Below are 18,857 nucleotides of genomic sequence, written 5' to 3' on the forward strand. Positions count from 1 at the left end.
AACAGGGGCGGAGTGACAGATGACAGCGAACAGATAACAGATTTCGAAATCTGTTATCTGTCATCTGTTCGCCGTCCGTCGTCGCCCCTCAGGCGCCCCTCCACCCGTCCGCCGCCACTCGCCCGCGACCACCCCAGCGAGGACCTCCACGCCATGCGGCTCTACCTGCTCGCCCTCAATCCCACCGACTCGGTCACCGCCGGTTTCCTGCCCGCCGCCGCCCGGCTCGGGCTCGACGTGACCGTGCTCACCGACTGCGCCGAGCCCCACCGGCGGGCCTACTCCTCTCTGCCGTTCGCCGCCCCCGAGGTGCTGGAGTGCGACGTCCGGGACTTCCGCGCCGTGGTCAGCCTGGTCTCCCGCCACCACGCGCCGGACGCGGTGTTCAGCAACAGCGATCATCTCCAGACCCAAACGGCCCTCGCCGCCCAGTACTTCGGCCTCCCGGCCAAGGACTGGAAGGCCGCACTGCGGGCCAAGGACAAGGGCCAGCTGCGCCGCCACCTCGCCCTCACCGGCCAGGACACCGTCTGGTCCGCCGAGCTGGCCCCCGGCCAGGACCCGGCCGAGCTGGACCCGCCGTTCCCGTGCGTCGTCAAGCCGCGCGAGGGAGTCGCCAGCGAGGACGTCACGCTCGTCGCCGACGCCGCCGAACTCGCCCTGCGCTGCAAGGAGATCCAGCACCGCAGGGCCGGCGCCACGCTGGTCGTCGAAGAGTTCCTGGACGGACGCCTCTGCACCCTGGAGACGCTCGGCGACGGCCGCACCCGCCACGCCCTCGGCGGCTTCCGCACTCGGCTCTCGCCTCCCCCGGACTTCATCGAGGAGGTCCTGGAGTTCGTCCCCGCCCACCCCGCGGCGGTCGTCGCCCAGGTCCTCGCCCAGCTCGACGCACTCGGCGTCGGACTCGGCGCCTGCCATACCGAGTTCGTCGTCCAGCCGGACGGCCGCGCCCGGATCATCGAGGTCAACTACCGTGCCATCGGCGACCAGTGCGACCTCATGCTCGCCGAGATCCTCGGGATCCCGCTCTTCGAGCACATCCTGAGCGTCCACCTCGGTCGCGAACTCCCCTCCGACCTCGCGGATCTGTGCGCCGCGACCCCGCGCCGCGCCCGCAACGAGGTGGTCTGCGCCGACCGCGCCGGCGTCCTCACCGCCGCCCCCGCCCCGTACGACGAGGAGCGCGACGGCGTCCGGCTCGCCTACCGCCCGTTGCGCCCGCTCGGGGAGCGGCACGAGCACTACCGCACCAACCGCGACTACCTGGGCGTCATCTGGGCCATCGGCGAGGATCAGGGCGCCGTCGACGCCGCCGTCGCCCGCTTCCTCGCCGCCAACCGCTGGGAGATCACCCCGTGACCGCCGCCGAGCAGCTCACCCTTCGCGTGCTCTCCGCCCTCGTCCGCGAGGACGTCCTCGGCCTCCGCACCCGCGGCACGGTCGAACACCGGGCGGACGGCTCCTGGCTCGTCCTCGCCGACGCCACGCTCGCCGTGCCCGTCGCCCCCGAGGGCTTCCAGTCCGAGTACGCGGCGCGCCTACCCCTCGTGGACCTCGCCGATCGCCAACTCACCGACCTGGACGCCATCGTGGCGAACCTCACCGAGCTGGCCGACCCCGAGGACCGGCCCGGCTGGACGGCCCTCGCCGAGGAATGCCGCCAGACCCTCATCACCATGGAACTGCACGAGCAGGTCCGACCCGAGGTGCACGCGCGGCTCACCGACCTCTACGGCGCCGACCCGGCCGCCTGGAACGGCGCCGCCGCGAGCCTCGGCCACGACACCCTCGCCGCCTACCTCGACCACCCGGTCTACCCGACCGCACGCGGTCGGGCCGGTCTCGGCGAGGCCGAACTGCGCGCCTTCTCACCGGAGTTCCACCCAGCCTTCGAGCTGCGCTGGCTGGCCGTGCCCACCGACGCCGTCACCGCCCACGGCGCCGCGCCGCTCCCCAGCTGGTGGCCCACCCCGGCCTGGCTCGGCCTCGGCGACGCCTGCCCCGGCGACGGCTGGACCACCCTGCCCGTGCACCCGCTCACCGTCGGCGCCCCGCTCGACGAGGCGCTCGCGGCCACCGGCCTGGCCGGCCGCGCGATCCTCGCCGACCGCCCGTACCTGACCGTCGTGCCCACGCTCTCCATGCGCACCGTCGCCGTCGCCGACGACCCCGCCTGCCACCTCAAGCTCCCGCTCGCCACCGCCAGCCTGGGCCGGCTCAACCGCCGCACCATCAAGCCCGGCACCCTGGTCGACGGCGCCGCCGGGCAGCGCCTGATCGAGGCCGTGCTGGCCCGCGAACCGCGCTTCACGGGCCGGATCCTGCACGCCGACGAGCAGACCTACGCCCACGCCGGGCACGAACTGCTCGCCGTACTGCTGCGCCGCTACCCGGCCGGGCTCGACCAGGCCGTCACGGTCCCGCTCGCCTCGCTGCTGGCACCCGCGCCCGGCGGCCGGCTCGTCATCGACCACCTCGCCGACCGCTTCTACGGCGGCGACCCGGTCGCCCTCTACGACGACCTGCTGGAGTTGCTGTTCGACTGGCAGACCACGCTGTTCGGCTACGGCATCGCGCTGGAGTCGCACCAGCAGAACACCTCCCTCATCCTCGACGAGGGCGGCCTGCGTCTCCTCTACAAGGACGACGACGGCCCGCGTGTCCACACCGGCCGCCTGACGGCCAAGCTCGGCGAACTCGCGCCCGGTGCCGAGGAGTTCGACGACGCACGGATCTTCGGCGAGGACGACCGGGCGCTGACCGACCTCTTCACCACCATCACCGGCCACCTCTGCACCGCCTCCCTCGCCTTCGGCCTCGCCGACCACGGCCGCGCCGAACTCGGGGACACGCTCGCCCTGTTGCGCAAGCGCCTCGCGGAAGCCGTCGACCGCCTCGGACCGGTGGGCGCGCCGCTGCGCACGAGCCTGCTGGACGCCGAACGGCTGCCGGTCAAGGCCATGGTCACCGCGGGCACCCTGCTCACCAAGCAGCGCTCGGGCGCCGCCGACATCAACAAGCACTACACGAGCGGCCCCAACTACCTCCTGGTGAACGGCCTCCCGCGATGACCGCGGACGTGGAGGCACTGCCGCAGCGGAGGCCCGTCGAGGCCGACCGCTCCGACGGGCTCGGCCGCCGTCAGGTGCACGCCGTCGCGGCCTGCTACTTCGTCGCCTCCTTCGCCGCGCTCGGCCTGCCGCCCTACCTGACCGCGATCCTGCCCACGCTCGGCGACGCGCAGGCCCGGTGGGCGGGCGTGCTCTACATCGTGCCGACCGTGTTCAGCGCACTCGGCGCCCCGCTGTGGGGCCGACTGGCCGACCGGTTCGGCCGCAAGCGTCTACTGCTGCGCGCCCAACTCGGGCTCACCGTCTCGTTCCTGCTCGCCGGTGCGGCCGACAGCCTGCCCGCGTTCACCGTCGCGCTCGTCCTCCAGGGCTTCCTCGGCGGCACCTTCGCGGCCACCAACGGCTACCTCGCCGCCGCGCTCGACGGCCCCCGGCTCTCCCGGGCGCTCACCCTGATGCAGGGCAGCGCGCGAGCGGCACTCGTGGCCGCCCCGATCCTGGTCGGCGCGCTGTCCCCGTGGATCGACCCGCACCGCCAGTACCTGGTGATGGCCGTGCTCCCGCTCGCAGCGGCCCTGTTGCTGTTGCGGCTGCCCGAGCCCAAGGCCGCCCGCCGGGCCGAGGTGGTCACCACCGACGCCCCGGCGAGCGAGACCTCGGCCGGACACAGCGCGCCTGTCTCCCTCCGGCCGCTCTACGCCTTCGAGTTCACCTTCGTCTTCGCCACCGTCATTTCCTTCCCCTACCTGATCACGCTGGCCCAGCAACGTCTGCCGGGCGTCTCGGGCATCACCACCGGCGTGCTCTTCGCCCTGCCGCACCTGTGCTACCTGGTGTTCGCGGCCCACACCCACACCCTTTTCCACGCCCGTCCGCACACCGGGATCGCGCTCGGCTTCGCCTGTGTGACCGTCGGCCTCGCCGGACACGCCGTCGCCTACTCACTTCCGGTGTTCGTCGCCGTGCGGCTCCTGCTCGGCGCCGGGCTCACACTCGGCCTGGTCAGCCTCGCCGTCCTGGCCGCCGGAGCCGCCAAGGGCCGCCAGCCCGGCCGGATGTTCGGCACCCTCGAACTCGTCTCCAAGGGCGGCGCAGTCGCCGCCGGCGCCGTCGCCGCGCTGGCCAACGACCGTTTCGGCGCCGCCGCTCCCGTGGTCGCCGGCACCGCCGCCGCCCTGCTCGCCGCCCTCGCGGCCACCGCACTCACCGTCCCGTCCGCCCGCCAGCGCTGGAGTCGCCGATGACCCACGAACTGCCCACCGCCGACGACGCGGTGGCCCACACCCTGCTCAACTGCCTGCTGCGCGAGGTCTCCGCCCCCGAGCACCAGACCGCCGTCACCGACAACCGTCTCCAGATCCGCCTCCCCCGCCGCGGCGTCCTCCTGCGGGCCGCCCTGCGCCGCACCTCCCTGCTCGGCGCGCACCGCTTCAACGGCCCCGTCGAGATCGAACGCTCCGGCGGCTGGGAAGAGTTGGACTGGCGCGAGCTCGCCGAACACGTCCAGGGCGAACTCGAACTCCGCACTGGCACGGTGAACGAGGAGTTCACCGACCAGGTCGCCTCCAGCCACGAAGGCGTGCGCACGGGCCTGGCGGACAGGCCGGCCGCTGGACGGGACCGCTACCTCGACTCCGAGCAGGCCCTGCTGTTCGGGCACCGCTTCCACCCGGCGCCCAAGTCCCGCTCGGCCGCCCGGGGCGACTGGCGCGACTACGCCCCGGAGTCGCGCGCGGCGTTCCGGCTGCGCCACCTGGCCGTCCGCGAGGAACTGCTGGCCGGACACTCGCTCGACGCCGCCTCGACCGCCCTGCTCGACGGGCTCGGCGAGGTGCCGGCCGGGTACCGCCTGCTGCCCGCCCACCCGTGGCAGTACCAACTCGTCGGCGATCACCCGCTGTTGCGCGGCGCCCTGGCCGGCGGCGACGTTCTCGACCTCGGCCCGCGCGGCGAGGAGTTCGCCGCCACCGCCTCGGTGCGCACCCTCTACGGCGCGGACGCGTTCCTCAAGTTCAGTCTCAACGTCCGGATCACCAACTGCCTGCGCAAGAACGCCGCGTACGAGCTGACCGGCGCGGTCACGCTCACCCAGGTGCTCACCCCCGCGCTCGCCGACCTCGCCCGGCGCTTTCCCGACGCCGCGACGCTGCGCGAACCCGCCTACCGCACGCTGGCGTTGCCCGGGGCGGACGGCCGACCGGACCAGTCGCTGTTCGAGGGCTTCGGACTCATCGTCCGCGAGGGCCTCGGCGGCGTGCTGCGGCCCGGCGTCACGCCGCTGCTCGCGGCGGCCGTCGCCGACGAACACCCGACGAGCTCCGCGCACATCTCCCGCCTGCTGGAGGGAAGTTCGGACGGACACGAGGCCCTCGACTGGTGGCGCGCCTATCTGCGACTGCTCATCCCGCCGGTACTGGCCGCCTACTTCGACCACGGCGTCGTCCTCGAACCGCACCTGCAGAACGTCCTCATCGGCGTCGACGCCGCCGGTCACCCGACCCAGGTGCTCTTCCGCGACCTGGAGGGCACCAAGCTCGTCCCCGAGCAGAACGCCGCCCTGCTCGCGGCACTGCCGCCCGAGGTCGCCGGACCGATGACGTACGACGCCGAACGCGGCTGGGACCGGGTCGTCTACTGCCTCCTGGTCAACCACGTCGCCGAACTGCTCGCCGCGCTCGCCGACCGCCACCCGGAGCTGGAGGGCGCCCTCTGGCAGACGGTCCGGGACACCCTGGAGGAGTACGCGGCCGCCCACGGCCGCCCGCCGCGCCTGCGCGCGCTCCTCGCCGGCGTCCCGCTGCCCGCCAAGGCCAACCTGCTGACCCGCTGGGAGCGCAAGGCCGACCGCGAGGCCGGATACGTCCGACTGCCGTCGCCGCTCGCCGGGTCCGTACTCGCGGAGGCCGCCCGGATGCCCCTCACCGTCCCTGTTGGGAGCGCCCGATGACCGAGTCCGTCCGTCGGCACGTCGCCGAACTCAGCCCCGACGAACTGCCCGCCTACGTCTACGACCTGGCCGCGCTGCGCGACCACGCCACTGCCGTGCGGGCCGCGCTGCCGGAGCGGGTCGAGCTGTACTACGCCGCCAAGGCCAACCCGGAGGCTCCGGTACTGGTCGCGCTGCGCGAGGCCGTCGACGGCTACGAGGTGTCCAGCGGAGGTGAGTTGGCGCACGTGCGGGCAGCCGTACCCGGCGCTCCCCTCGCCTTCGGCGGGCCCGGAAAGACCCCCGCCGAAATCGTGGCCGCGGTCGACGCGGGCGTACACCGCTGGCACGTCGAGAGCGAGCAGGAGCTCCACCGCCTGGCCGCCGTCCTCGCGGACCGGCCCGGCACGGTGGTCGACGTGCTGCTACGCGTCAACCTCCCGGTCGGGACGGCCACGTTGGACGCCGTGGCGCTCGCGATGGGCGGACGGCCGACACCGTTCGGACTCGACCCGGACCGCGCCGAGGAATGCGTCCGCCTCCTCACCGGCGACGGCCCGATCGGACGGCGGCTGCGGCTGCGCGGGGTGCACGCCCACCTCGCCAGCGGTCTGGCCGCAGCGGACCAACTCGCCCTGGCGGAAGGGATCGTGGAATGGTCGGCCGCTCTGGCCGAGCGGCACGGCTTCCCGCTGGAGGAGGTCAACGTCGGCGGCGGCATGGCCGTCGACTACGACGATCCGGGCCACCGCTTCGACTGGACCGCCTTCGGCGAAGGGCTCGCCAAGCTGCTCGACGCCCACCCCGGGCTGACCCTGCGGATCGAGCCCGGCCGCGCGCTCACGGCGTACTGCGGCTGGTACGCGACCGAGGTGCTGGACGTGAAGGCCAGCCACGGCGAGGACTTCGCGGTCGTCCGCGGCGGCACCCACCACCTGCGGACCCCGGCCACGCGCGGACACTCGCAGCCGTTCGAGGTCCTGGCGGTGGAGGCGTGGCCGCACCCGTGGCCGCGTCCCGCGGTGAAGACCGGCCGGGCCACGCTGGCCGGCCAGCTCTGCACCCCGAAGGACGTCCTCTCGCGTGCCGCCGAGGGCGCCGACGGCCTGCGGTCGGCGGACCGGGTGCTGTTCGCGATGGCGGGCGCGTACGCGTGGAACATCTCGCACCACGAGTTCCTGATGCACCCCCACCCGGGCTTCCACTACCTGGGCGACTGACCGACGCCGTGAGGCCTCCCGGTGCCCCGGACCGACGCGCCGCACCGGGGCGCCGGCGGATGACAACCGACGGCGAACAGATGACAGCTGACAGATAACAGATTTTGAAATCTGTTATCTGTCAGCTGTCAGTCGTCACCCCCGCAGGTCACCCCCGCACGGTCGTGCGAAAGTGGTAACCAGCGAAGGGAGCGCGGACGTGCTGATGGACAAGGTGGCGGAGATTCTCGCCGAGGCTTCGGCCGAGGCGGTGGAGCCGCGTTTCCGCGCGCTTGCGGCCGGCGAGGTGATGGAGAAGGCTCCCGGCGAGATCGTGACGGTCGCCGACCGCGAGGCCGAGGCGATCATCGAACGGCGGCTGCGCGAGCTCCTGCCCGTCCCCGTGGTCGGCGAGGAGGCCGTCGCCGCCGACCCCTCGCTCGCCCACGCCCTGCACTCCGAGCCCGCCGTCTGGCTGGTGGACCCCGTCGACGGCACCTCCAACTTCGTCGCGGGCCGCCCCGACTACGCCGTCATGTGCTCCCTCGTCCGCAGCGGCCGGACCGTCGCGTCCTGGATCTGGCAGCCGTCCACCGCCACCGCCTACCGCGCCGAACTGGGCGCCGGCGCCTGGCGCGACGACGCCCGCCTCACCCGCGCACCGGCCCCCCACGACCCCGCCAAGCTGCGCGGCATCGTGAAGAGCCGTTTCCTCGACCCCGACCACCGCCGCCGCCTCGAAGCCAACGCCGCCGCCTTCGGCGAGCTCTCCCCCGGCCGCAACGCCGCCGGCATCGAGTACCCCGACGTCGCCGACGGCCACACCGACTTCGTCTTCTACTGGCGCACGCTCCCCTGGGACCATGCCCCCGGCGGCCTGCTTCTCGCCGAGGCCGGCGGCGTCGCCGCCCGCATGGACGGCAGCACCTACCGCCCCGAGGCCCCCGGCTGCGAGGACGGCCTGCTGGTCGCCGCCGACCCGGAGACCTGGGAGCTGGCCCGCGGCATCCTCATGGCCGACTGAGCCCCTCCACGGCCTCTCCCTCCTCTCCCTCCGACAGCCGCCGAGGACGGCCGGCGGGCCGCCGGAGGCCGGTCACCGCACGACCGGTCACGACACGACTGGTCACGACCGACCGGTCACCACACGACCGGAAGCCGCTCCGGCAGCCGCTTGATGAACCCCGGCCGCCACGCCAACTGCTCGGCCGGAAGGGCGAGCCGCAGGGCGGGCAGGCGCTCGACGAGCGCCGTGATCGCGATCTCGGCGTGCGTGCGGCCGAGTGCCGAGGCCGGGCAGAAGTGGCGGCCCGCCCCGAACGCGAGGTGCGGGTTGCTCGTCCGGCCGAAGTCGATCCGCTCCGGGTCGGGGAAGACCGCCGGGTCGTAGTTGGCACCCTCGACCAGGACGAGCACCAACTCACCGGCCCTCACCATCACGTCGCCCACCTGAACGTCGTCGAGCGCAAGACGCGGCAGGGCATCGCCGATCGACAGGTTGACCCGCAGCAGCTCGTCCACCGCGGCTCCGATCAGCGCGGGCTCGGCCCGCAGCCGGTCGGCGAGTTCGGGCTGCTCGCACAGGTAGACGATCGCGTTGAGCAGGAAGGACGACGTCGAGACGGCACCCGCGCCGAACAGCGACAGCGCGACGGTGGCGAGCAGTTCGTCGCCGACGCGGTCCGACACGTCCGGGGAGCGGCGCAGTTCGACGAACCGTCCGAGCAGGCCCTCCGTCGGCTCCGGGTCCGCGTTGAGCTGCCCGACCATGTAGCCGAGGTCCTTGTACCAGTTGGGGGTCGCGCCCGCGAACGGCGTCGGGCTGGTGATGAAGGCGACGTCGATGCCAGCCATCAGCCGCCGCCAGTCGTCGGTGGGGATGCCGAGGAGGCGGCAGTGCAGGGCCGCGGAGTAGGGCTCGGTGAAGCCGTCCCGGAGTTCGCCGGGGGCGCCCTGGGCGACGAGCCCGTCGATCAGCCGGTGGGCCTCGGCCCTGAGCCAGCCGTCGAGTTCGCGGTCGGCGCGCGGGGAGAGCGTCTTCATGACGGCGTTGCGCAGCCCGGCGCTGTTGATGTTGCCCATGTTGTTGACGACCTCGGGCGGGATGGTCAGCGCGTACTGGCGCGGGACGCCGGGGTTGGCGGTGTCCTTGAGACTGAACCGCTCGTCCTCCAGCACCTGCTTGGCGAGCGCGTGACTGCTGACCAGCCAGGCGGGATCGCCGGTCAGGGTACGGACCTTGGCGATCGGCCGCTCCTCGCGCAGTACGGCCACCTCCGCCGGGAGGACGTCCCCCCGGCGCGGGAGCGGGAACTCGGCGTACGGGCACGTGCCGCCCTGCGGTGCGCCGTTCGACGTGGCGGGCTCGGTGGTCACCGGGTCGGTGACGGTCATGGGTGTGGCTCCTCGGAGAGATGGTTCGAGCGGCTTGGGATCGGTCAGGCGGCGCGCGCGGGCAGCGCGGGCTCGGCGTCGAGCGAGGCACTGGGCGCGACATCGGACCCGATGTCGGACCCGATCTCGGACGGGGCCGCGGACGGGACCTCGGACGCGGTGCCGGTCCGCGTCGCGGCCGGGCGGATCACCGCGTAGCCCTGGCCGGGCACGGCGCGCAGGCCCTCGTCCCGGCCGAACAGGACGGGGGTGAGCGGGAGTTGCATGTGGTAGCAGGTGACGGACGAGGGCACCCCCAGCAGGGCCGGGGTGTCCAGGAAGAACGGCAGCTCGGCGGCGATGTACTGGATTCCGGCGGCGAGTTGGGGCTCGCTGGGCGCGAGGCCCTCGTCCAGTCGGGCCGCCAGGAAACCGCGGGCCATGCCCTCGGCGGCGTCGCGGAAGACCCGGTCGGCGTGGAGGGCCTCGACGATCTGCCCGTGCAGCCGCCGGTACACGGGGTCGCCGGCGAAGGAGGAGAGGGCATGCACCCGGACGTCGTCCCGGCGCCCGGCCTCCTCGACCCCGCGCTCGATCCGCCGAGCCGTCGCCTTGACCTCTTTCAGGGCGCGGCGGCCAGCGTGTTCGGGGGTGTAGCCGAAGGACTCGAACTGGGCGCTGACGTGCAGGTCGGCGTAGACGATGTCGGTCCGCTCGAAGAACTGACGCCCCCACCCGAGGAGTTCGGTGATCCGGCGGTGGCTGAAATAGCTGTTGCCCGGGCTGACGCCGATGAGCAGGTGCTCTCCGCGGCGCCAGATCTCACGGCACCGGGATGAGTACGGCAGCGCCTCGTACGGGGCCGGGAATCCGGCCGGGCACCCACCGGCTCCGGCGGTTATCGGGGCTTCGTCCAGGAGGGATTCACGCATGCCTTGCCTCCGCTTCACAGCGATCGTCACAGGACTGTCTTCAGGGGGAATTACCGCGATTCACAGAAGTGCACGGCGGGTAGGCGGAGTTCACCCCTAGGTGCGGGTGGACCCGTCGCAGTGGAGGATGCGCGCCTGGTCAGGCGGCCTGACCCGAGATGCCGTGTGCGCATGGTGGGGCGGCGACCACCCGAAGTTACCGCCGCCGTTCGGGATCTCCGCAAGCCCTGCACAGGGGTTGGCGAAATGTGATCAGCGGTCGGCCGAAATCAGCCTGTACAGCCATCCGGAGTGTGTCCACGAAGATATGGCGGAGGCGGGCGAATATCGCCGGGACAGCCTCTCACACCAGTGTGCCTTCCTCCAACGCGGCGACGGTAAAAGGGATTTGTTTTGGAATCGCCGCCCCCTCGGCCCCACCGGGCCGGCCGAGTCGGCCGACTCGGCCGGCCCGGAGCGCCCGCCCTCGGCCGACCGGTTTCCCGGTGATCCAGCCGGCCGGTTCCCCGGCGCCCTAGCCGGCCCGTTCCCCGGCCACCTTGCGGCCCGCCTTGACCACCTCGCGCAACAGGGCGCCGACCTCCCCCGGCGTGGTGTGCGGGTTGAGGAGCGTCAGTTTCAGCCGGACCCTCCCGGGGCCCTCCCCCGGCAGTTCGGTGCGGCCGACCACGGCCCGTCCGGTGCGCAGCAGCAACCGGCGTAGCTGCCCGTTGAGTTCGTCGACCGCCTCGCCGTCCGTGAGGCCGCGCGGGCGGAAGCGGAACAGGACGGTCGTGAGGACGGGCTCGCCGTGGAGTTCCAGGGACGGTTCGGCGCGGACGACCTCGGCGGCGGTGCGGGCGAGGTCGTGGCAGGCGTCGACGAGCCGGCCGAGCCCGTCCCGGCCGAGGGTGCGCAGCGTGACGGCGATCTTGAAGGCGTCGGCGCGGCGGGTGGTGCGCAGCGAGCGGCCGAGGAGGCTGGGGTAGCCGGCGTGTTCGTCGTCGACGGGGTTGAGGTACTCGGCGCGGCGGGCGAGGGAGACGTAGGTCTCGGCGCGGCGGACCAGGAAGACGCCGGCGGCGGCGGGTTGCCAGCCGAGCTTATGCCAGTCGAGGGAGACGGAGTCGGCTCGGGCGATGCCGTCGAGGAGCGGGGCGAGGCGGTCGGAGAGGAGGGCGCCGCCGCCGTACGCGGCGTCGACGTGCAGCCAGGAGCCGTAGCGTGCGGCGAGGTCGGCGGCGGCGTGCAGCGGGTCGATCGCGCCGGTGTCGGTGGTGCCGGCGGTCGCGACGACGGCGATCGGGGTGTGTCCGGCCCAGGCGGTCTCGGCCAGGGCGCGTTCCAGCGCTTCGGGCTCCATGCGAAGTTGGCGGTCGACGGGGACGGCGACGACGGACCGCTCACCGAGGCCGAGCAGGGCGGCGGCGCGTTGGACGGAGAAGTGGGCGGCCTGGGAGGCGATGATGCGCGGGCTGGCGCCGGCCGGGATGCCGTCCAACTCGACGATGCCGTCGAGGCGTTGGTCGCGGGCCAGCATGAGGCCCATGAGGTTGGACTCGGTGCCGCCGGAGGTGAGGACGCCCGCGGCGCGGGCGGGGTCGTAGCCGACGAGGGCGGCGAGTTCGGCGAGGATCGCGGTTTCGACGGCGGTGGCGGCGGGGGCCTGGTCCCAGGAGTCCTGGGAGGGGTTGAGGGCGCTGACGGCGAGGTCGGCGGCGGCCGCGACGGCGAGTGGCGGGCAGTGCAGGTGGGCGGCGCAGGCGGGGTCGGCCGGGTCGGCGGCGCCGTAGGCGAGGAGTTCGGTGAGGCGGGCGAGGGCGCCGCGGCCGTGGGCGCCGGAGAGGCCGTCGGCGACGAGGGCGGTGAGCTCGGCGGGGCTTCCGGCGGGGAGCGGGCCGGCGCGCAGGCCGGTGCCGGCGTCGAGGGCGTCGAGAACGGTGGCGAGCAGGGGGCCGAGCGCGCCCGGTCCGCCGGCGCCGCCCGCGAGGGCGTCCAACGGGGATGCCGCGTCGGGGAGTTCGTGGTCGGTCTCGCGGCCGGAGTCGCCGTCGCGCCGAGACCCGCGCCCGCGCTCGGGCTCGGGCTCGGGCCCGTACCCGCTCTCGTCTCCCGGTTCCCGGTCGTGCGCGGGCCCGGAGCCGGCCCCCGCGCCGGTCACCTGCCCTCCCGTACGCTCTCGGCGCCCCGGGCCGCCACCGCATCGTCCCGGCCCGACGCCGACGATCCCGCCGACCCGCTCACACCCGCCGATTCCGCCGATCCCGCCGATCCCGCCGCAGCGGACGAGGGCGCCGAACTCACCGAACTCACCGAGGCGATCGCGTCGGCGAGCCGGTCGAACACGGCGGCAGCCTGTTCGTCCGTGATGGTGAGCGGCGGGAGCAGCCGCAGGACGGCGTCGTGGCGCCCGCCGAGTTCGACGATCAGGCCGCGTTCCAGGCAGGCCTCGCGGACCCGGACGGCGAACGCCGGGTCGGCCGGGCGCGCGCCGCACGAGTCGGGCTCGGCCGCGGCGTCGACGAGTTCGACGCCGAGCATCAGGCCGCGCCCGCGGACGTCGCCGATGGCGGGCAGTTCGGTGGCGAGGTCGCGCAGCCGCGACGTCAGCCGGTCGCCGACGACGGCGGCGCGCTCGGCGAGGCCGTGGGCGGCGACGTACCGCAGGGTGGCGGCACCGGCGGCCATGGCGAGGGTGTTGCCGCGGAAGGTGCCGGTGTGGGCGCCGGGCCGCCAGCCGTCGTAGTCCTCGCGGTAGACGACGACGGCGAGCGGCAGGCTGCCGCCGATGGCCTTGGAGAGCACCATGGCGTCCGGGACGACGCCGCTGTGCTCCACGGCCCACATCCGCCCGGTACGGCCGACGCCGGTCTGCACCTCGTCGACGATCAGCGGGATGCCGCGCTCGGCGGTGATGCGGCGCATCGCGCGCAGCCAGCCGTCGGGGGCGGGCACGACGCCGCCCTCGCCCTGGACGGCTTCCAGGACCATGGCGGCGGGGGTGGTGACGCCGCCGGACGGGTCGTCCAGCAGCCGTTCGACGTAGGTGGCGGAGAGGTCGGCGCCCGCCTCGCCGCCGACACCGAACGGGCAGCGGTAGCCGTACGGGTAGGGCAGCCGGACGACGTCCCCGCCGCTCGGCAGGGGCTCCTTGACGGCGGTGTTGCCGGTGAGGGCGAGGGCGCCGGCGGTCATGCCGTGGTAGGCGCCGGTGAAGGCGAGGGCGCCGGAGCGGCCGGTGGCGGTCTGCATCAGCTTGAGCGCGGCCTCGACGGCGTCCGTCCCGGCCGGACCGCAGAAGTGCACCCGGGCGCGGGCGGCGAACTCCGGGGGCAGGCTCTCGAACAGGGCCGTGGTGAAGTCGTCCTTCTCGGCGGTGGCGAGGTCGAGCAGGTGCAGCGGCGCGCCGCTGTCGAGGGTGCGGCGGATCGCCTCCAGCACCACCGGGTGGTTGTGCCCGAGGGCGAGCGTCCCGGCGCCGGAGAGGCAATCGAGGTAGCGCCGCCCGTCCGCGCCCTCGACGGTCATGCCGTTCGCCCGGACGGGGACGATCGGGAACGAGCGGGCGTACGTCCGGGCGGAGGACTCGCGGACGCGCTGGCGGCGCAGGACGGCCTCGCCGGGCGCCTGGGCGGGAATGGCGGCGAGCGACAAGACATACCCCCAGGAGAAGTTAGGTAAGCCTAACTTTATCGCCCCTGACCTGGCCGGACGCCCCGGGGCGCCCGGAACCACCCAACCGGGTGAACCTCCCCGCCCTCCCCAACGAGCACCCGGGCGAGCGGTCACGGCCGCACGGCGGATTTCTTTTCCGGGGCGTTGCGCCGCTTTCTTTTCCGGGGCGTTGCGCCGCCGACTCCCGGCCGGCTCTCGGGGGCCCCCGCACGCCAGGTCCTCCGGGGCGTCACGCGCGGCGCCCGGCCGACCCGTCCCCCGCCTTCCAGCGGTAGCAGAGCTCCGGCCGCCCGACGCTCCCGTACTGCGGCTCGCGCACGGCGAGCCCGATGTCGACGAGGTGTTCGAGGTACCGGCGCGCGGTGATCCGCGAGACCCCGGCGGCGGCGCCCGCGGCGGCGGCCGACAGCCCGGTCGCGGCCTCGCGCAGCACGCCCCCGACGGTGTCGAGGGTCGGCGCGCTGAGGCCCTTGGGCAGGGCGGTCCGCTCGGGCGTCCGGAGCAGGGCGAGCGCCTGGTCGACCTCGTCCTGGCCGGTCGCCTCGCCGGTGCGGCCGAGGCTGTCCCGGTAGCGGGCGTAGCGTTCGAGGCGGTCGTGCAGGGCGGCGGCGCTGAACGGTTTCAGCAGGTACTGGACGACCCCCGCCGAGACCGCCTGCCGGACCATGGCGAGGTCGCGGGCCGAGGTCACCGCGATGATGTCGGTGGTGTGGCCGGCGGCGCGCAGCGTGCGGCAGAGCTGGAGGCCGTGGCCGTCCGGCAGGTAGAGGTCGAGCAGGGTGAGGCCGACGGGGGTCCCGGCGGCGCGGGCGCGTTCCAGGAAGCGCAGCGCGTCGGCGCAGCTGTGGACCGTGCCGACAGCACGGAAGCCGGGCTCGCGCTCGACGTAGAGGGTGTGCGCGGCGGCGGCGACGGGGTCGTCCTCGACGATCAGCACCGGGATGCCGGGGGCGCGGGCCGGGGCGGCGGCCCCGGAGGCGTCCGGCGGCCCGAAGCCCGCGGTCACGAGACCACCTCCGCCGCTCTCTCCGCCTTTCCCGCGACGGTGGTCTTCCCCGCGCCTGCGGCCGTCCCTGCGCCGACTGCCGCGCCTACGCCACCTGCCGCCCCTACGCCGCCTGCCAACCCTGCGCCGTTCGCCAGCCCTGCGCCGCCTGCCGACCCCGCTTCGCCGGCCTTCCCCGCGAGGGGCAGCCGGACGGTGAGCACCGCACCGCGCTCGCGGCCGACCTCGACGGTGCCGCCGTTGCGCCGCGCGGCCTGCGCGACGAGGGCCAGTCCGAGGCCGTGACCGCGGCCGTCCTGCTTGGTGCTCCAGCCGCGCCGGAACACGTCCTCGACGGCCGCCGGGTCGATGCCCGCCCCGGTGTCGGCGACGCGCAGCACCAGGTGGTCGTCCGCGTCGTCGATCCGCGCCGTCACGGTGACCTCCGGCGGGACGGGGCTGTCGGCGACACCGGCGATCGCGGCGTCCACGGCGTTGTCGATCAGGTTGCCGAGGACGGTGATGAGGTCGCGGGCGGAGAGACCGGGTGGCAGGACGCCGTCGTCGATGCGGCTGTCCTCGGCGAGGGTCAGCTCCACGCCGCGCTCGGCCGCCTGGGCGGCCTTGCCGAGCAGCAGCGCGGCCAGGACGGGTTCGCTGACGGCGGCGACGACCCGGTCGGTGAGCTGCTGGGCGAGGGCGAGTTCGGCGGTCGCGAACTCCACCGCCTGTTCGTGGCGCCCGAGTTCGATCAGCGAGACGACGGCGTGCAGTCGGTTGGCGGCCTCGTGGGCCTGTGCGCCGAGCGCCTCGGTGAAGCCGCGCACGGAGTCCAACTCGCCGCTGAGCGACTGCAGTTCGGTGTGGTCGCGGAGGGTGACCACACGGCCGAGGCCGGTGCCGATGGTGGAGGTGTTGAGGACGACGACCCGTTCGGCGGTCAGGTGCACCTCGTCGCGCACCGGCCCGTCGCCCAGCACGGCCGCGACGAGCGCCTCCGGCAGGCCGAGCCCGGCGACCGGCCGCCCCTCCACCGTCCCTTCCAGGACCAGGAGTTCGCGGGCGGCATCGTTGCACAGCACCACCCGGTGGGCGCGGTCGAGCAGGACCAGGCCCTCGCGCACCGAGTGCAGGGTCGCCTGGTGGTACTCGTAGAGGTGGCTGAGTTCGGCCGGGCCCATGCCGTGGGTGTGCCTGCGCAGACGGGAGTTGGCGAGGTACGTTCCGGCCCCGCCGACCGCGAGCGCGGCCACCGCCACCCCGACCAGCGCCAGCAGCGGGCCGGTCAGCTGCTCGGAGATGCTCTCCAACGTGATGCCCACGCTCACGAGCGCGATCACCCGGTGCTGCTCGTCCAGGACCGGCGTGACCACCCGTACCGACGGGCCGAGCGTGCCGGTGTACGTCTCGCTGCGGGTCTGCCCGGCGAGCGCCCAGTCGATGTGACCGAGGAAGCGCTTGCCGATCTGCTCCGGCAGGGGGTGGGTCCAGCGCACGCCGTCGGTGTTCATGACGGTGATGAACGAGACCCCGGTGTCGACGCGGACCTGCTCGGCGTACGGCTGGAGGACGGCGGTCGGGTCGGGCCCGGTGACCGCGGCGCGGACGGTCGGCGAGTCGGCGACCGCGTGGGCGACGGCGGTCACCTCGCGGCGGGCCGCCTCCTCGGTGCGGTCGGCGGTGAACAGGTACGCGAGCACGGCGCCGCCCGCCACCACGGCGGCCACGATGACGACCTGGACGGCGAACAGCTGTCCGGCCAGGCTGCGGACCAGGCGGCGCGGGTCGGGGAGCAGCCGGCGCGGCGCGGTGGCGGTGGGGGTGCGCACGGACATGCCTGCCAGTGTGCACCACGGCTCCGCGGACCCCGGGGGCGCGCACTCCGCGACGGGACGGGTGCGGGTGCTGATGCGGGTGCTGATGCGCCTTTGCGAACTCTATGAACGCAAACGTGACCTCCATCACTCCCGGGCCCGATAGTCGGAGCGGCCCACCACCCGGGGCCGCCAGGACTGCAGGGCGAAGGAGCCGCAGATGTCGATCGCTGGAGCCGCAAAGCCTTCGGGGGGCAGACGCGAGGAGGAGCCGGACGGGCGCCGCGCACCGGAGGGGGCCGCGCAGCCTCCCGCCGCGAAGCGGGACCGCACCCACTACCTCTACCTCGCCGTCATCGCCGCCGTGATCGCCGGCGTGGTGGTCGGCCTGGCCGCCCCGGGGTTCGCGGTCGGGCTGAAGCCGATCGGGACGGGCTTCGTCAACCTGATCAAGATGATGATCAGCCCGGTCATCTTCTGCACGATCGTGCTCGGCATCGGCTCGGTCACCAAGGCCGCCAAGGTCGGCAAGGTCGGCGGACTGGCCATCGGCTACTTCCTCGCCATGTCGACGGTCGCCCTCGCGATCGGGCTCGTGGTCGGCAACCTCCTGGAGCCCGGCAGCGGCCTGCACCTGACCGCCGCGCTGGCCAAGTCGGGCCACGCGCAGGCGGCGGCCGGCGGCGCGCAGTCCACCTCCGACTTCCTGCTCGGCATGATCCCGAACACCCTGGTCTCGGCCCTCACCGAGGGCAAGGTGCTGCAGACCCTGCTGGTCGCGCTGCTCGTCGGCTTCGCCCTTCAGGCAATGGGGCCGGCCGGCGCCCCGGTGCTCCGCGGCGTCGAGCACGTCCAGCGGCTGGTGTTCCGGGTCATGGCGATGATCATGTGGGTCGCGCCGATCGGCGCGTTCGGCGCCATGGCGGGCGTGGTCGGGGCGACCGGCACGGCGGCACTCAAGAGCCTCGCCGTCATCATGATCGGCTTCTACGTCACCTGCGCCCTGTTCGTCGTGGTGGTGCTCGGCGCGCTGCTGCGACTGGTCGCCGGGGTCAACGTGTTCGCGCTCCTGCGCTACCTCGGCCGCGAGTTCCTGCTGATCCTCTCCACGTCCTCGTCCGAGAGCGCGCTGCCGCGCCTCATCGCCAAGATGGAGCACCTGGGCGTCAGCCGTCCGGTCGTCGGCATCACCGTGCCGACCGGCTACAGCTTCAACCTCGACGGCACCGCGATCTACCTCACCATGGCGTCGATCTTCATCTCCGAGGCGATGGACAAGCCGATGTCGATCGGCGAGCAGTTGTCGCTGCTGGTCTTCATGGTGATCGCCAGCAAGGGCGCGGCCGGGGTCACCGGCGCCGGGCTCGCCACGCTGGCCGGCGGACTGCAGTCGCACAAGCCCGCGCTGGTGGACGGGGTCGGGCTGATCGTCGGCATCGACCGGTTCATGTCGGAGGCCCGGGCGCTGACCAACTTCGCGGGCAACGCGGTCGCCACCGTCCTGATCGGACGCTGGACGGGCGAGCTCGACGCGGAGCGAGCGCGCCGGGTGCTCGCGGGCGAGCTGCCGTTCGACGAGCGGACGCTCATCGACACGCACGGCGGCCAGGACGCGGCGCCGACGGCCGTGAGCCCCGCTCCGGCGTCCGAGGGCACCCCGGTGGCGAGCGGCGCCCCGGCGGCCGCCTGACGGCCTCACCCCGCTCACCCCCCGGGGCGGGGCGGCGCGCGGGGCCCCGCGCCGCGCGCGCGGGCGGCGGCGGGGGGGGCGCGCGGCGGCCGCGCGCGGGGGCGGGGTAGGTCACGCGCGCGCGGGGGGCGCGCCCGCGGGGGGGTCGCCGCCCCCCGCGGGGCCGGGGGCCCGCGGGCGCTGGGGCGGGCGGGGGGGGGGGGGCTGTGT

The 18,857-nt window shown here is 74.1% G+C and carries 13 protein-coding genes; 7 read left to right on the forward strand and 6 right to left on the reverse strand.

All coding sequences use genetic code 11. The annotated features are described in order from the left end of the window. Positions 1 to 153 precede the first annotated feature (153 nt). The 6 genes from ACFV4G_RS06790 to ACFV4G_RS06815 all read left to right on the forward strand — a co-directional run bounded on the left by ACFV4G_RS06790 (position 154) and on the right by ACFV4G_RS06815 (position 8,223). On the forward strand, positions 154 to 1,362 hold the full coding sequence (locus tag ACFV4G_RS06790; RefSeq protein ID WP_380437241.1) for an acetyl-CoA carboxylase biotin carboxylase subunit family protein: 1,209 nt from the start codon (positions 154 to 156) through the stop codon (positions 1,360 to 1,362). Further along, positions 1,359 to 3,074, forward strand: a complete 1,716-nt coding sequence (locus ACFV4G_RS06795; RefSeq protein WP_380437243.1) for an IucA/IucC family protein — start codon at positions 1,359 to 1,361, stop codon at positions 3,072 to 3,074. Before ACFV4G_RS06790 ends, ACFV4G_RS06795 begins: the two co-directional genes overlap by 4 nt. Continuing rightward, positions 3,071 to 4,318 carry an MFS transporter gene (locus tag ACFV4G_RS06800; protein WP_380437245.1) on the forward strand — a complete coding sequence of 416 codons (1,248 nt, stop codon included), beginning with the start codon at positions 3,071 to 3,073 and terminating at the stop codon, positions 4,316 to 4,318. The genes ACFV4G_RS06795 and ACFV4G_RS06800 overlap by 4 nt, the downstream gene beginning before the upstream one ends. Then, on the forward strand, positions 4,315 to 6,021 hold the full coding sequence (locus ACFV4G_RS06805; RefSeq protein ID WP_380437247.1) for an IucA/IucC family protein: 1,707 nt from the start codon (positions 4,315 to 4,317) through the stop codon (positions 6,019 to 6,021). The genes ACFV4G_RS06800 and ACFV4G_RS06805 overlap by 4 nt, the downstream gene beginning before the upstream one ends. Next, positions 6,018 to 7,220, forward strand: a complete 1,203-nt coding sequence (locus ACFV4G_RS06810; RefSeq protein ID WP_380437249.1) for a type III PLP-dependent enzyme — start codon at positions 6,018 to 6,020, stop codon at positions 7,218 to 7,220. Before ACFV4G_RS06805 ends, ACFV4G_RS06810 begins: the two co-directional genes overlap by 4 nt. Before the next feature lie 205 nt (positions 7,221 to 7,425). Next, positions 7,426 to 8,223 (forward strand): inositol monophosphatase family protein, encoded by a 798-nt coding sequence (locus ACFV4G_RS06815; RefSeq protein ID WP_380437347.1) that lies wholly within the window; start codon positions 7,426 to 7,428, stop codon positions 8,221 to 8,223. A 116-nt stretch (positions 8,224 to 8,339) separates the two neighbouring features. Here the strand turns inward: ACFV4G_RS06815 and ACFV4G_RS06820 are convergent, their stop codons facing one another. The 6 genes from ACFV4G_RS06820 to ACFV4G_RS06845 all read right to left on the reverse strand — a co-directional run bounded on the left by ACFV4G_RS06820 (position 8,340) and on the right by ACFV4G_RS06845 (position 16,978). Next, the gene (locus tag ACFV4G_RS06820) at positions 8,340 to 9,593 is read right to left on the reverse strand and encodes a cytochrome P450 (protein ID WP_380437251.1); all 1,254 of its coding nucleotides are present in this window, start codon (positions 9,591 to 9,593) and stop codon (positions 8,340 to 8,342) included. Positions 9,594 to 9,637: 44 nt separating this feature from the next. Beyond that, entirely contained in the window at positions 9,638 to 10,504 is an 867-nt protein-coding gene (locus tag ACFV4G_RS06825) for a tRNA-dependent cyclodipeptide synthase (protein WP_380437253.1), read from the reverse strand. A 514-nt stretch (positions 10,505 to 11,018) separates the two neighbouring features. Continuing rightward, positions 11,019 to 12,482, reverse strand: a complete 1,464-nt coding sequence (locus tag ACFV4G_RS06830) for a pyridoxal phosphate-dependent decarboxylase family protein (RefSeq protein ID WP_380437349.1) — start codon at positions 12,480 to 12,482, stop codon at positions 11,019 to 11,021. Positions 12,483 to 12,640: 158 nt separating this feature from the next. Further along, positions 12,641 to 14,137 (reverse strand): diaminobutyrate--2-oxoglutarate transaminase family protein, encoded by a 1,497-nt coding sequence (locus tag ACFV4G_RS06835; RefSeq protein WP_380437255.1) that lies wholly within the window; start codon positions 14,135 to 14,137, stop codon positions 12,641 to 12,643. 250 nt (positions 14,138 to 14,387) lie between these two features. Continuing rightward, positions 14,388 to 15,101: a response regulator gene (locus tag ACFV4G_RS06840; RefSeq protein ID WP_380437351.1), complete on the reverse strand. Its 714-nt coding sequence runs from the start codon at positions 15,099 to 15,101 to the stop codon at positions 14,388 to 14,390. Positions 15,102 to 15,160: 59 nt separating this feature from the next. After that, positions 15,161 to 16,978: an ATP-binding protein gene (locus ACFV4G_RS06845; RefSeq protein WP_380437257.1), complete on the reverse strand. Its 1,818-nt coding sequence runs from the start codon at positions 16,976 to 16,978 to the stop codon at positions 15,161 to 15,163. A gap of 205 nt (positions 16,979 to 17,183) precedes the next feature. Here ACFV4G_RS06845 and ACFV4G_RS06850 point away from each other — a divergent pair, with 205 nt between their 5' ends. Next, a complete protein-coding gene (locus ACFV4G_RS06850; protein ID WP_380437353.1) occupies positions 17,184 to 18,647 on the forward strand; it encodes a cation:dicarboxylate symporter family transporter in 1,464 nt (487 codons plus the stop codon). The last annotated feature ends 210 nt before the right edge of the window (positions 18,648 to 18,857 follow it).

The sequence above is a fragment of the Kitasatospora sp. NPDC059747 genome (genome assembly GCF_042732955.1).
GTDB lineage: Bacteria > Actinomycetota > Actinomycetes > Streptomycetales > Streptomycetaceae > Kitasatospora.